The sequence below is a fragment of the Deltaproteobacteria bacterium GWA2_45_12 genome (assembly GCA_001797365.1).
In the GTDB taxonomy this organism is placed as follows: domain Bacteria; phylum UBA10199; class UBA10199; order UBA10199; family UBA10199; genus UBA10199.
Genome location: MGPH01000059.1, coordinates 79,685 through 93,989, shown reverse-complemented (window position 1 = coordinate 93,989; position 14,305 = coordinate 79,685). Strand labels below are relative to the sequence as shown.

The window sequence follows — 14,305 nt, the reverse complement described above, 5'->3', positions numbered from 1 at the left end:
AGATGAAAACGGTTTTTATTAAACAACAAAAAATAGCAGCGTGATGGTTATCAAACAATTTCAACTAAGAATGGGATTGACCCCGTTAGTGCTCATTAAAAGTTAGAAATAATTAAATGTTAATCAACCATAAAATTTTTTGTTTCCTAATAAAAAGTGTATGGTAGTTTGTTACCATGAAAATAACCGTTTTAGGATCAGGCACTTCTTCCGGTGTTCCTGTTGTCGGGTGCGACTGTGCCGTTTGTAAATCGTCCAATCCAAAAAATAATCGGATGCGTTCTTCCTGCCTTTTTGAAGTGGATGGAAAATTCATTTTGGTAGACACCAGTCCCGATTTACGTTGGCAGGCCTTACGGTTTGACATCACACGTGTGGATGCCGTGCTCTATACCCATATTCATGCAGACCATGTTCATGGAATTGATGAAATGCGTGTTTATAATGCCTATCAAAACTCGGCCATTCCCGTTTATGGTGAAAAAGAAACCATCGATCATTTGGTGAAAATTTTTCCCTATATCTTCAGGTCATCATCGGCTTACCCCAGTCTTGTTCCACGTCTGGAGGCTTTTAGTGTTGAAGGGAGTTTTGATTGTCTGGGGGTGCCGGTTCAAATGATTCCATGCCGTCATGGTTCCAAGTACATGACTTATAATTATCGTATTGGCAACGCGGCCTGGCTGACCGACACCAACGGGATTCCCAAAGCTTCCATGAAAAATCTGGAAAATCTGGAAGTTCTTTTTTTGGATGGTTTAAGGTTGGAGCCACACCCCACTCACTTTCATTTAGATCAGGCTATTGCAACAGCCCAAGAAATCAAAGCCAAAAAAACATATCTGATTCACCTAACCCATGATTACGACCACGATGTCTTCAATAAGACCCTGCCTGCGGGGATTGAATTGGCCTATGACGGGTTGGTGGTGGATGTGTATACATAAATATTGCATTTCTCTCATTCTCACGTTAAATCCTCAAAATTCTTGGAGGCATTATGGGCAATCAGACGATTCGAAATTTCATTAAACATAATTACCGTCATTTCAATTCGGCCGTTATCGTTGATGCGGCTGAGGGCTGGATTGATTTTTCAAAAGGTGGGGGAAGAATGTTTTTGTCCATGGCTGGTGCGATGAGTACGGCAGAGCTTGGTATTTCACTGGCTGAAATGATCCGCCAAGACAAAATCCACGGCATTTGCACCACGGGGGCCAATTTGGAGGAAGATATTTATAACCTGGTGGCTCACACCCATTATAAAAGAGTTCCCGGGTATCGTTATTTGACAGCCGAACAAGAAGTGGCCTTAAGGGACGAAGGTTTTAATCGTGTCACTGATACATGCATTCCTGAAGATGAAGCCATTCGCCGCATCGAAGACCATATCCTCGATCTTTGGCAAAAAGCTGACAAAGAGGGCAAGAGTTATTTTCCCTACGAATTTGCCTATCAGTTGCTTCGATCAGGAAAACTTGAGAAACATTACGAGATTGATCCCAAAAACTCCTGGCTCTTGGCTGCTTGCGAGAAAAATATTCCCATCATTACTCCCGGCTGGGAAGATTCAACCTGTGGCAATGTTTTTGTCAGCCATGTTTTAAACAAGGAAATCAGCCGCTATACCGTGGTGAAAAGCGGTTTGGAACAAATGGCTTTTTTGGCCCAATGGTACCAAGAGATGACGGTTAAAAATCCCCTGGGGTTTTTCCAGATTGGTGGGGGCATTGCGGGTGATTTCCCCATTTGCGTTGTGCCCATGTTAATTCAGGATATGCATCAAAAAGATACAAAACTTTGGGGTTATTTTTGCCAGATCAGCGATAGCACCACTTCGTATGGTTCTTACAGCGGGGCTGTCCCCAACGAGAAAATCACATGGTATAAGCTAGAGCCCCATGCTCCAAAGTTTATTATCGAGTCGGATGCCACAATTGTGGCTCCGCTTGTGTTTAATTATGTGTTGGGGAATTGATAATGGAAAAAATTCCCCTTCGTCCCCCTTTATTAAAGGGGGAAAGAGGGGGATTTAATAAATTTATGTTTTTTATCCTTATTCTCTCCATCTTCCTCCTCCCATCTACAGCCCATGCCTACCTTGATCCGGGCACGGGGAGTATGATTCTTCAAATTGTGGTGGGAAGTGTTTTGGCCGCTGTTTATACCGTCAAGGTGTACTGGCAAAAGATCAAAGCTTTCTTTAGAAAAAAGGATCCCTCCTAAATGCTTGTTCTTGACCCATTCGACTCTTCCTCGACTAGCACGGAATCGCTCAGGGTCAATTCCTCCTTTCGTGATGATGCGGGTTATGTTGTGAAAGAAAATGGGGTCATCTATCGTGTTATCACCGATAAAGGCCGTGACGACTTTGAGGCTTTCATGTCCAGCGGGCTTTATGATGTTTTAGCTTCGCGCGGACTTTTGGTTTCGCATGAGGAAATCGTAGGGGCGCCCCTACACGGGAAGGGCGCAGCAAGCAGCGCCCGTACGGGAGATCCCGTAGGGGCGCCCCTTGGTGCGCCCTCCCCCCATAAAATCTTAAAGCCCGTTCAAATTCCCTTCATTTCTTACCCCTACGAATGGTCATTTTCACAATTTAAAGATGCGGCTCTTTTAACTCTTGACGTCCATCGCGAAGCCCTTAAAAAAAACATGAGCTTAAAAGATGCCTCTTTTTTCAATGTGCAGTTTATCGGATCAAAGCCGATTTTTATCGATACGCTTTCTTTTGAAAAAAGAGAGGATAAACCCTGGGTGGCCTACCGACAGTTTTGTCAGCATTTTTTGGCACCCCTGGCTTTAATGAGTCAAGTTGATCTGGGTTTAAATCGTCACTTGCAGGCTCATATTGATGGGTTTCCGCTTCCCCTGGTTTCCAAATTACTTCCTTTCAAATCGAAAATGAGGGCAGGGTTGATGATGCACTTGGTGATGCATGCCAAGAGCCAGCAGAAATTTGAAAATAAAAAAGAAATCAAACAAGCCACCAGTCAAAAAATGAATTTGGCTTTTAATTTGACGCGCCAATTGGCCTTGATTGACAGTTTGGAATCTACCGTTCGTGGGTTAAAGATTCCTTCTGTGAAAACGGAGTGGATTGACTACGCCGACAGCAATAATAATTACGAGCTTGAATCAAAAAACTTCAAGAAGGAGTTTATTGAAAAAGTTTTGGATGCGGGGGTTGTAAAAACACTTTGGGATCTTGGAGGAAATACGGGATTTTTTTCGCGGCTTGGCTCAAACCGGAAAATTTATTCGGTGTGTTTTGACGGCGATCAACTCTGTGTCGATGCCAATTATCAGCAGGCAAAAAAAGAAGGGGATGCTTTCATGCTTCCCTTGGTGACTGATTTGGCCAACCCCACGCCCGCTATTGGCTGGAATAACACCGAGCGCATGTCGCTTACCCAACGGGGGAGGGCCGATCTTGTGATGGCGTTGGCCCTTATCCATCATTTGCGAATTACAGCCAATGTGCCGCTGGCCAAAATTGCCGAGTTCTTGGCTGCCTGTGGGCGCAAACTCATTATCGAATTTGTTCCCAAAACCGATTCGATGGTGGCCCGTTTGCTTACTCATCGTGAAGATGTTTTTCATGATTATACTGTCCAGCATTTCGAACAAGTTTTTGGAGCTGTTTGGTCCAAAATGCACAAGGAGAAAATCCCCGGTTCTGAACGCACTCTCTATTTTTTTGAGTCTTAGGTTTTTCCTGTTGGATAAAAGAAAATGACATGCAACCATCAAAACTAATCCATTGGGCTTTTTGGAGTTTCATCTTTCTTTACCCGTTTTTTAAATTCTTTTTTCATCATCAATATCCATTAACTACCTGGGAATTTTTGTTGCCATGTTTTTTCTTCATCCTGATTTTTGGGCTCTTGGCCTTATTTCTAAAGAACGGAGCGGTCGACATCATCTATCTTGTTTTATTCTACTTCTTGCTAAGCTTTGTATTTGGAAACCTGGCTTGGGGTGAATTTGTAGGAATGGCTTTCCTATTTTTTGGGCTCTTTGTTTGCCTTAAAGAAGCCAATCTGTTTTTTTCTCGCATGGCAGGTGTATTCATAGCCGGCATCTTGTTTGTTGATGTAATTTTGGCCATTTCAAATAAGATTCATCAAGATCCTACACCGCAAATCCCAAAAGATATTTCTCTTTTAGACAAAAAAAATATTTTATATCTCATTGTTGATGAGCATATCGGTGTGGATGGCATGCCCTTGTCCGTACCCCAAACACAGGGCATGAAACAGAAACTGGATAGCTTTTACGAAAAATATCATTTCACTTTATTCCCCAAGGCCTACAGCCGTTATTTTCAGAGCAATGATTCCATTCCCAACACGCTTAATGGCACCGATTTGCCCCAGGGCCAGGCGTACTTTGGGAAAGAGAGGAGGGAAGGCGCCCTTTTAGCTTCTAACCAGTTCTTTGAAAATCTTAAAAAAGAAGGATATCGAATTCATGTTTATCAAACCAACTATCTTGATTTTTGTAATAGCTTTGTTGATGAATGCCACCGTTTTTCAAAAAACTCACCCTTGGCTATAAATGACAAATCCTATTTGCTGATTGAAAGAATATTTGTAACCAGCTCGCTCTATTTGTACACCAATTCCATTTTCAAAGAGGTTTTAAAATCATTTTCGCCCGACACCTTCCCAAGCATCACCGGTTCGCTCAATGTGGTTCCCCATATGTTGGAAGAAATAGGGGAAGATGCCCGTGCTCATAAAAGTGGCACCCTATTTTTCGCCCACATTCTTATGCCCCATTACCCCTATGTCTATGACCCATCTTGCAAGCCAAGACCTGTGAGCCAATGGAAGGGAAGGGCCGAATTTTCCGGGGATAGTCCGAAAAATTCAATTTCAAGTTATCAAGAGCGCTATGGTTTATATTATGAACAGATGGACTGTCTGTATAGCTTGCTGGGTTCTCTTTTTGATGGTTTTATCAATCAAGGTGATTTTAATGGGATGACTCTCGTGGTTCACGGGGATCATGGATCTCGGATTAATTTAGAGTATGATCCGTTTGCTAAATTCAAAGACAGGATAAGTGCCCAAGACATCCTCACCTCATTTTCCACTTTGCTTGCAATCAAGAAATCGTTTCAATTACAGGGAACGATAAATTCAAACGAGGGTGGGCTCAATGCGATTCTAAAAGAAGAATTAAATGATAGGGAGTTTACAGGAGAAAATGACGGGGTTGTTTATTTTGCGGAAAGCCCGGGGTCGGTAAAACTGGTGCCCTACCCGATGGTTTTGTTTTAAATGAGGGTTCATATTGGTTAAGACAAATAAAGGAGATTGAAATGAGCATTAAAAATCTATTAATGAAAAAAACTTTTTTGTTGGCGCCCGCTGTTGGTGCGTTGTGTGTTTGTGGCTACGGGTATTTTTTCATCAATGATAAGCTTTATTTGACCCTTGTTGGTGTTGTGAGTGCTTTAGTCATTCTGTTTTATATGATTGTATGTTTTTGTTTTTTCTATTTGGAGCTTGTTAAGTTGTATTCCCAACTGGATGCCCTTCAATCTCTTCATGCTGTTGTTAAAATCAGAAAACCATTGCCCATTATGCGAAGCTGGGCTGTATCTCCGGATTTTGTAAATATTATTGTGAGTGAAATTTTAGATCATAAACCTAAAATTATTGTTGAATTGGGATGTGGGGTTTCTACACTGGTTATGGGGTATCTGTTAGAGGGCTTGGGCAATACAACCCTTTATTCTTTTGAACATGATCTTATTTACTTGGAAAAAACACGGCAGAATTTAGAGGCCCATGGGTTAACTCAAAAAATAAAACTGATCCATGCTCCTTTGATTCATCTGGAAGTCAACTTACAAAATCATCGATGGTATGATATTGAAAAATTCAATGAAATTGAGTCCATTGATTTGTTAATTGTAGATGGCCCTCCTGGATGGTTGCAAAAATTAGCCCGTTTCCCTGCTTTGCCCCTTTTGATTAAAAAGCTTTCAAGTAAAGCTACGGCGTTGGTGGATGATACTTTCAGAAAAGATGAAACAACAATGCTTCAAAAATGGGCAAAACTTTATCCCCATTTGCTTCAGGAAACTATCGAAACCGAAAAGGGGGCATGTATTTTAAGAAAGAAATCCTAATCCCTTTTTTGAAAAGGTCTCAATCATGACGAATCAGCGCCTTTTTTCCCACGGAGTCTTTTTTAATTTTTTGTTGTTTTATCCTTTTGTTCGTTTTCTCGCGTACAATCATTATCCTCTTTTTACCTTTGAAGTTGTTATTCCTGCCTTCGTGACGGTGTGCCTCCTGTTTATCATTGCTTTCTTTGCCTCCCAAAAACAAAGCAGGCTGGCGCTTATGTATACGTTTCTGATTTTTTGGCTTATCTTAAGTCTTAAGTCCATATTCGGTTTTGGTGTGGTGGCCCTTTTGGCTCTTGGCTCATTGATTTTATATTTCTTTTTAAGGGCAGTTTACGAACATCTTCACTCCATTATTTTTTTACTCATTGTGGGTATTCTTGTGGGAGATATTTTGATTCTTGTGCAGAAACATGGAGATTCCTCTTTAGCAGTTCATAGGTCAACCCCCGTGGATCATTCGGGATCGGGAAGTGTTCTCTATTTTATTTTGGATGAACACATCGGTTTAGACGGCATGCCTCAAAAAATGGCCGGGACGGCGGAGATGCGCCAAAAGCTGGCAGATTTTTATTTAAATTATGGGTTCACCCTTTTCCCTAAAGCCTATAGTAATTATTACGCGACTGAAGATTCCCTTCCTAACACCCTCAACGGAACTTATTCCGTCGTTCATCAGGAGTTTTATGACAAACGTAAGGGGAAGCGTTTTCTCTCCGAGAATAAACTATTCACGACTTTCAAAGAGAAGGGATACGATATCCATGTTTATGCCCCTGATCATATAGACTTTTGTAATGATTTTGTATCCAAATGCTATCGCTATAATAAAAATTCACCCTATGCGATTTTTGGGACGGATTTCCCCTGGTATGAGAAATCATGGATTTTGACTTCCCTTTACTTGCAAACCAATTCGCTCATTCGGGATCTTAATAAATACACGGGAAACTTTGCCTGGATGCCCAAGAGGACAGGGGCCATTCAAGTCATTCCCGATTTGTTTGGTGAGTTGAATGAAGATTTAAAGAAGGATAACGGCCGTACCCTTTATTTCATGCATATTCTCATGCCGCACAGCCCCTATGTTTATGACGATAAATGTCGAGTGAAACCCTTTAACCAATGGATGAACCGGGTTGAATTTACTGGGGGCGTCCCTAAAAATACTCCGGAGGGTCATGCGGAGAGACTCAGAAGTTATTATGCGCAAATAGATTGTTTAAACACTTTTTTAGCAAAGACCTTGGAAGGTTTGAAGCGGGAAGGTTTGTTTGATGATGTGACCCTCATTGTCCATGGGGATCATGGGTCGCGGATTGTGCTCAACTATGAATCTTACCGTGAGTATGCGGATAAAATTAGCGATGAAGATCTGATTGCTTCCCATGCGGCTTTGATGGCCATTAAAAATAAAGGCCAAAGAACGGGTAAAATCAATAATGCCATGGGAAGCTTGACGCAGATTGTGAATGGTTTTTTAGAAGGTAAGGAAATTTTAGACGATGCCCACCCCGTCCTCTATCTAGTGCTTAAGTCAGGGAAAGACGACGTTATGGTTCCTCGTGATATGGTGAGATTTTAAATGAACCTTTCCCGATCCTTTCAATTATTTTTGGGATATCTGCTCTTGATGGCATGTCCCGTCATCAATATTGTCCTGCACAATGGGTATACACTTTCCTTCTCCGAACTTTGGATTCTCTTTGTTTTAATTCTTGCACTTGCCTTCCTTAGCTCGCGTCTCTGTAGCCAGAAATTTGGAGTTTCTTTCACCTCAGCCTTTTTGATCTTTTGGTTTCTATCCACGCAAGGCCGCGACATGACGATCGTCAAGCTTTTGATGTTGTCAGGACTCTGCCTCGTCCTCTTTCTTTTTTTCCTCAAGATCTATTTTCCTCTGCCTAAAATCATCCTCATTTTTCTTATAGGCTTGGGGTTTGCACAAGGAATGAAATGGTTTTTAATATCTTCCGACAAAAAAGGTTCTTCACATACAGCGATGGAAACCTCTTCACAGGAGTCATGGCTCTTTTCTGGGGAGAATGTTCTTTATATCATTTTAGATGAGCATATAGGGGTTGAAGGTATGCCCCCGGAACACCCTCAAACGAAGGCCCTCCAAGAGGATATCCGAGATTTCTACCAAAAACTGGGTTTCACTCTTTTTACAAAAGCCTACAGTCCTTATTTTACGACAGATAACGCCATTCCCAACATTCTTAACGGGACCCAAAAGGAGACGATGTGGTTTGGAGAAAAGGGAAAGCGCGAACTTTTTAAAAACGACCTGTTCGATGCGGCCCTTCAAGCGGGATATGATCTTCATGTTTATCAGAACGATTACATCGATTACTGTGGGGAAGGTATTGCGACCTGTGAAGAGTATCCAAAAATAAATCCCGCTTCCCTTATCAAAGAAGGCTATTCCCTCAAGGATCGCTTCATTTTTTTAGGAAATGTTGTGCTTCAAAGCAATTCAGTTTACCGGCAACTCAGGAGACGCACTGTGCTTGGACGCTTCTTTCCTGCCCTTACCGGGGGGCTTGGTGTCGTGCCCCAAGTCTTTGGTGGAATTAAAAAAGATATCCTTCAAAAGGGTTCTTATCAGCTTTTCTTTGTCCATATGCTCATGCCTCATTTCCCCTATGTTTATGATGCTTCCTGCAAACCGCTTCCCGTTCAGGATTGGGAGATGAAGAATCGATACAGCGAGGATGCACCGTCCATGAACACTCCCGAAACTTATGATAAAAAATATGCTCTTTATTACGGCCAAATACGCTGCCTGATGAAATTAGAGGAAGATTTGTTTGAGTCGCTTCAAAAGGAAGGCGCTCTTGAAAATCTGATGGTAGTGATCCATGGGGACCACGGTTCACGCATTAATCTTGGGCATGATCCTTATTTTGAATTTTTCGATAAAATGACGCATGATGATTTTTTGTCTTCCTATTCAACTTTATTGGCAATTAAAAAGGCAGGGCAAATAGAGGGAAGAGTGAACTCAAACCAGGGAAGTATTATTCGTATTCTCGGAGATGAGTTGTATGAAAATCAAAAATTTTCTGGCGAAGAAGAGCCCTTTGTTTTCATGAAGCAAAAACGGAATAAAAAACTTTTGAAAAAAGTTCCCATGCCGTTATTTTAACGTTTGATGGCTATCTTCAAAATTTCCTGAAATCCCTTTTTATTGCTTTTCACCGCAAAAAACCAACCTATTGCCAGGGCAATATAAACAAAGGCGTAGATGGTTCGGGCCTCTGTTGAAGTGAAGAAAATCTGGGTCATAAACAATACAAACAGCAAAAGGGCTTCTGTAATGGAAAAGCGCAGGTTGGCGATGATGACGATGGCAAAGAGGGATTGGGCCGCCGTAAGGAAAATTTCCTCCGATTGGCGCGCATCCATGACCATGGGGCCAATGTGCCCGGCCGACAGGTTGTAAACCAGGGGAAGCATGCCCACAAGCAGGGTCCATTGATTCACTTTTGATGAGATAAGCGTTCCCAAACTTGAGGCTGCGTTGGCTCTCCAGGCAAAAATAAGGGCGACAATAAATTCGGGTGATTCTGAGGCCAAGGGAGCCAGCCATTGCACCAAAATGAATTCCTCAATGCCCGTTTTTCTTCCCACTTCCAAAATTCCTTCAGCAAAGGGCTCGGCCGCGATAAAAATGGTGAAACCGGACACTCCAAAAAAGAAAAAGGTGGCCATGATTCTTGGCAAACGTTTCCATTCGGCAATTTCAAGAATGGGGCCCTCGATTTCAGGTTCTTTATGTTTGGCTTTCATGGCTTGCCGGATGTACCAGACAAAGATGGAAAGAAGAAAAACCGAATCAATCCAGGATAAACTTTGTTTGAATGGAACAATGAAGCAGTAAACCGTAGCTAAAAGAAGGGCAAAAATCTCGGTGCGATTCTCTTTTTCCAGGATGACCTCTCCTTTTTTTGTCTTAAAAAAATAAGCAAAGACAACGGCGGCCCAACCCACACCGATGAGCAAACGATTGGCCCCCGTCATGTTGGCTGTGGCATAGTGAATATATTCGGGATTGGTGCCGGCCTTCCAGGCAAAGTACATATCTACGGCATACTCAGGTAAAACAGCCACAAGGGCCAAAAAGGCAATGGCCAACGATTGAGGCATTTCAAACTGGGCCAGTTCGGCGCCCCACGACAGCATGTAGCTAGCAGCAAAAATGGCCAAACCGGAGGCCAGGGCATTCCAGGGGGAGTGAAGATGTTCCACTCCAAACCTGAAAAAAGCCCATTGAAGGCAAAGGGTAAGGACAAATCCGATAATGGCGAGGTGTTTTGTTTTTGGAAATGGATGCATAATTTATTGGTAGGGGTGGCTCGCTTGCCGTACCCAATAGGGCGCACCAAGGAGCGCCCCTACAAAATTATTCTTCCGGGGGTTCAGGTTGTTCTTTGTCGTGTTTGTCGACAAACTTTTTGATGTCTTCAATGTGTTCAATGACCAATTTGGCTTTTTTAAGTCCAAACTGGAAAGGATAGCGGTCTTCGGCGCTATTTTTTAACACGATCATGGGGTTTCCTTTATATTCGGATTCTTCAACGATGGCCATTTTTTGCTCCTTTGTATTGTGTGGGGGCTTATTTGGCTGGTCACCGAGCGGAGTCGAGGTGGCCCCTTCGACCCCTCGACTCCGCTCGGTGACCACTTCCAAGATTCGCCCCTACAAAAAAACAACTATCCCAAACACAAGCCGGCTGTCATTTGTTTTTTTCAACCCATGCAAATAAACATTTTAAATATTCGGTTTCAGAGGCATGCGGATGAATGGGATGGTCGGGGGCTTGACCCATTAAATACAAAATTTTTAGCTCAGCATTTGTATCAAGGGCGGCTTGGTGAATCATGTTCAGAAAATCATACCGTTCCATGGCATGGGAACATGAAGAGCTGATAAACACACCTTCATCCTTTAGCAATTTCATGCCACGCAGATTGACTTCTTTGTATCCGCGATAACCCCCTTCTTTTTCTTTGATGCTGCGGACAAAGGCAGGAGGGTCAAGATTGACCGTGTTGAAATATTCTTTTTTGGTTTCAAGTTCTCTTAAAAAGTCAAAGGCGTTGGCCTGCACAAAGGTCATTTTATTCTCAAACCCGTTTAGTTTTGCATTTTCTTTGGCCATGGCAAGGGTTTCAAGCGATGAATCAAGGCAAGTGATGCGCTTGGCCTTGCTGGCCATGTGGCAGGCAAACCAACCCTGATAGGAAAAAATATCGAGACAATCTCCAAAGGCGAGCCGGCCCGCAAGAAGACGATTATCCCTTTGATCTAAAAATGCGCCGGTTTTTTGTCCCGTGCGTAAATTAACGATGAATTTTAGGGAACCTTCATCAATGGTGATATGTTCAGGAACTTCTCCTGCAAGCACTTCCACTGTTTGGGGCAAGTGTTCCAGGTTGCGTACCGTGGCATCATTGCGTTCTAAAATTCCCTTGGGCTCAAGAATGTTTTTTAAACTTGGGATAATATCTTTTTTATAAACCTCCATGCCGGCACTCAAAGTTTGAATGACAAGATACTGGTCATATTGGTCAACAATAAGAGAGGGAAGGCCATCGGACTCTCCAAAGATGAGACGTTTTGCGTTGGAAGCAATGGGAAGTTTGTTTCTTAAGGAAATTGCTTTTTGGATTTTATGTTCCCACCACGATGGGTTGATGCTTTCTTTTTTGCGCGCCAAAATACGCAGGGCAATTTTGGAATGGGGGGAATAAAGAGCTAAAGCCAAAAATTTTTCTTTCGGGCCAACCACCTCGACGATCCCGGGTTTAAGGTCAGACGTGTCGGACCTGTCAGATCTGTCCGACTTGTCAGCCAAGTCAGACTTAAACACCCAAGGATGCCCGGTTTGAAACCAGGATAACCCCTTTGCTGTAATTTTTATTTTAGGAAACATATTTGGTCGCTAGTTGCTAGTCGCTGGTTGCCGGTAATACAAGAAAAATTTTGACAGAAAAATTTTGGCTGTTTCTTCAGGACAAATTCCTGCAAAAGACAATTTTAGCTTTAGGAAGAAATGTGCCATAATCTCACTGTGCAAAAAGACAGAATTCTTTCTTTTGTGTGTTGTTTTTTTATTCTTACAGTTTTCGCAATCAATTTTTTTTACAATGCCCATCGTCCTCTCCGTGATTTTGATGAATCGGCCTGGATTTATTCGGCTTATTACTACGATCTGGCCTTTGTCCAAAAAAATTGGGAAAGCCCCGACTGGCAAGCCCTGGATGCCATCGACCACCCCCCCTTGTTTAAATATGCCTTGGGTGGGGTTTTGGCCCTTGTAGGAATTCATTTTACAACACCTGACTTAAAGGAGTGGTGGCATGCCAATGATGAAAATATCAGTCATTTTGTTGATTTTCATTGGGCCAATGTTGAAAAAACTCCACTCCAATCTCTTGTGGCGGGGCGGTTTCTTAATGCATTGTCCTTTGCTTTAGCCACCCTTCTTTTTTTCTTTATTGTAAAAAATATTTTTTCGTTTCGTGTGGCCTGTTTTTTTGCAATTTTATTTTCGTTTTCTCCACATGTTTTATTGACTTCAGTCTGGGTTATTTCGGATGGTCTTTTCCTGTTTTTTTTGTCGCTAAGCCTTCTTTTGAATTTGTATCAAATTTCCTGTTTGGAAAAAAAGAAACACGAAATTCTGGCTTCAAGCTTATTGGGTGTGGTTTTGGCCCTTTTGTTTTTAACCAAGATCAATGGGCTCTTGGCTTATTGTGTGAGCGGTCTAAGTCTTGCCGTTTTTTGCATCCGATCGGGCCGGGCCGAAATCAAAATGGCTCTTGCCAGTTTTTTTGCCATGAGTTTCTTTTTTGCCCTTTTCACTTATGGTTTGAACCCGTCGTTGTGGGGAGATCCTTTCCATTTTATTCTGAGAATGTTTGGGCATCGATGGGAAAGGGTGGATCTGCAGATGAGTTTGTTTCGGCTGGATGCTCTTCCCAACCCCCTGATGGGGTTTGCCGCCTTTTTAAGGCAAATGTTTTGGGCCAATGACCGGGTTTATGCTTTTATAAAAATCCCTTTTATTTTTATTTTGTTCTGTGTCGGGTGTTTTACTCTTCCCTTATGGTTGAAGCAAAAAGGCAATAAGGTTCTTGTTTTTTTGCTGCATGCTTTTTTTTGGAGTGCCGCGACAGCTTACACCTACAAATTGAACTGGATACGTTATGTTTTGGTGGTGATTCCCTTTATTTCAATCTTAAGTGCTTTGGGTCTTGAGGAATTGTTTTGTCGATGCCGGCATGTGGCACCAAGCACCCGGCAAAAAGTGAGTTTGTTGGTCTGCCTGCTGGTGCTTTATAGTCTTATGTTTGTAATGCAAAAAAGATTCATCCTAAGCTGGTATTTGCAAACCAATCCGCAATGGTATGTTCATGCAGAAAAAAAACAATTGGAGACTCTGCTTATCTATGAACCCGATAATGAAACGTATAAGAAGAGGCTCAATGAATTGGAACAACAACCATGAAAGGCATGTTATATGTCCATAAGGTTAGAAATTGGACATGGTGAGGCTCTCCCGTACACGGGACCCCGCTACGCGGTGGTCGAACCATGAATTTGCATAAGGTAACCATGAATTATTTTAATAAAGGAACTGTGGGGCTCGTTTTAATTTTCTGGTCCCTGCTTTTGGGGATGCATGCCGTGGGGAATTCCGATCTGTTTTGGCAGCTTAAAACAGGGCAGATTATTTTGGAAAACCACCAGGTTCCTCAAACTGATTCTTTCAGTTTTACAGTGCCTGGGAAAGAATGGATCAATCTGGAATGGCTGGCCTGTGTTCTTTTCTGGAAGGTTTTTCAATGGGGCCATTTTTTGGGGCTAAGTATTTTAAGTGCCTTGAGTGTTTTTGTTTTGGCTCTGACTCTTTATAAGTTGTTTTACAAAATTTATGATCAAAAATGGCTGGGTTTGTTTTTGGTTTGTCTGGTTTTGTATCTTTCAGGGAATCGACTGCAACTTTTAAGGCCGGAACTTTATTCTTTTATTTTTTTCTCCATTTTTATTTTTGAATTGTGGGTGGATGCATCATTTACGTTTAAAAAACTCATTTTATTGGCACTGATCCAGGTTTTATGGGTGAATACACATTCCTCCTTTCTTTT

General features: G+C 42.2%; 12 protein-coding genes and 1 pseudogene (1 of these 13 only partly in view). 10 read left to right on the top strand and 3 right to left on the bottom strand.

What is annotated here, in order from left to right; genetic code table 11:
* Positions 1-176 precede the first annotated feature (176 nt).
* Genes A2048_03395 through A2048_03360 form a run of 8 tightly spaced genes read left to right on the top strand, consistent with a single transcriptional unit; the run spans position 177 to position 9,296 of the window.
* Entirely contained in the window at positions 177-947 is a 771-nt protein-coding gene (locus A2048_03395) for a hypothetical protein (GenBank protein OGP07779.1), read from the top strand.
* Positions 948-1,000: 53 nt separating this feature from the next.
* The gene (locus A2048_03390; protein OGP07778.1) at positions 1,001-1,978 is read left to right on the top strand and encodes a deoxyhypusine synthase; all 978 of its coding nucleotides are present in this window, start codon (positions 1,001-1,003) and stop codon (positions 1,976-1,978) included.
* Positions 1,979-1,980: 2 nt separating this feature from the next.
* On the top strand, positions 1,981-2,226 hold the full coding sequence (locus A2048_03385; GenBank protein OGP07777.1) for a hypothetical protein: 246 nt from the start codon (positions 1,981-1,983) through the stop codon (positions 2,224-2,226).
* Complete coding sequence (locus A2048_03380; protein ID OGP07776.1) at positions 2,227-3,711, top strand: hypothetical protein; 1,485 nt, start codon at positions 2,227-2,229, stop codon at positions 3,709-3,711. It begins immediately after the preceding gene.
* A 29-nt stretch (positions 3,712-3,740) separates the two neighbouring features.
* On the top strand, positions 3,741-5,288 hold the full coding sequence (locus tag A2048_03375) for a hypothetical protein (protein OGP07775.1): 1,548 nt from the start codon (positions 3,741-3,743) through the stop codon (positions 5,286-5,288).
* Between the two features lie 41 nt (positions 5,289-5,329).
* The gene (locus tag A2048_03370; GenBank protein OGP07774.1) at positions 5,330-6,145 is read left to right on the top strand and encodes a hypothetical protein; all 816 of its coding nucleotides are present in this window, start codon (positions 5,330-5,332) and stop codon (positions 6,143-6,145) included.
* A 25-nt stretch (positions 6,146-6,170) separates the two neighbouring features.
* On the top strand, positions 6,171-7,730 hold the full coding sequence (locus A2048_03365) for a hypothetical protein (GenBank protein ID OGP07773.1): 1,560 nt from the start codon (positions 6,171-6,173) through the stop codon (positions 7,728-7,730).
* Complete coding sequence (locus tag A2048_03360; protein OGP07772.1) at positions 7,731-9,296, top strand: hypothetical protein; 1,566 nt, start codon at positions 7,731-7,733, stop codon at positions 9,294-9,296. It abuts the gene before it with no gap.
* Here the strand turns inward: A2048_03360 and A2048_03355 are convergent.
* From A2048_03355 to A2048_03345, 3 genes are all read right to left on the bottom strand, one after another.
* A complete protein-coding gene (locus A2048_03355) occupies positions 9,293-10,486 on the bottom strand; it encodes a sodium:proton exchanger (GenBank protein OGP07771.1) in 1,194 nt (397 codons plus the stop codon). The genes A2048_03360 and A2048_03355 overlap by 4 nt on opposite strands.
* A 67-nt stretch (positions 10,487-10,553) precedes the next feature.
* Positions 10,554-10,841 (bottom strand): hypothetical protein, encoded by a 288-nt coding sequence (locus tag A2048_03350; protein ID OGP07770.1) that lies wholly within the window; start codon positions 10,839-10,841, stop codon positions 10,554-10,556.
* A 46-nt stretch (positions 10,842-10,887) separates the two neighbouring features.
* Positions 10,888-12,087, bottom strand: a complete 1,200-nt coding sequence (locus A2048_03345; GenBank protein ID OGP07769.1) for a hypothetical protein — start codon at positions 12,085-12,087, stop codon at positions 10,888-10,890.
* A 120-nt stretch (positions 12,088-12,207) separates the two neighbouring features.
* Between A2048_03345 and A2048_03340 the strand changes: the two genes are divergently transcribed.
* Together A2048_03340 and A2048_03335 are read left to right on the top strand one after the other, a co-directional pair.
* The gene (locus A2048_03340) at positions 12,208-13,665 is read left to right on the top strand and encodes a hypothetical protein (GenBank protein ID OGP07768.1); all 1,458 of its coding nucleotides are present in this window, start codon (positions 12,208-12,210) and stop codon (positions 13,663-13,665) included.
* A gap of 107 nt (positions 13,666-13,772) precedes the next feature.
* Positions 13,773-14,305, top strand: a pseudogene (locus A2048_03335) (hypothetical protein) (it continues 106 nt past the right edge of the window).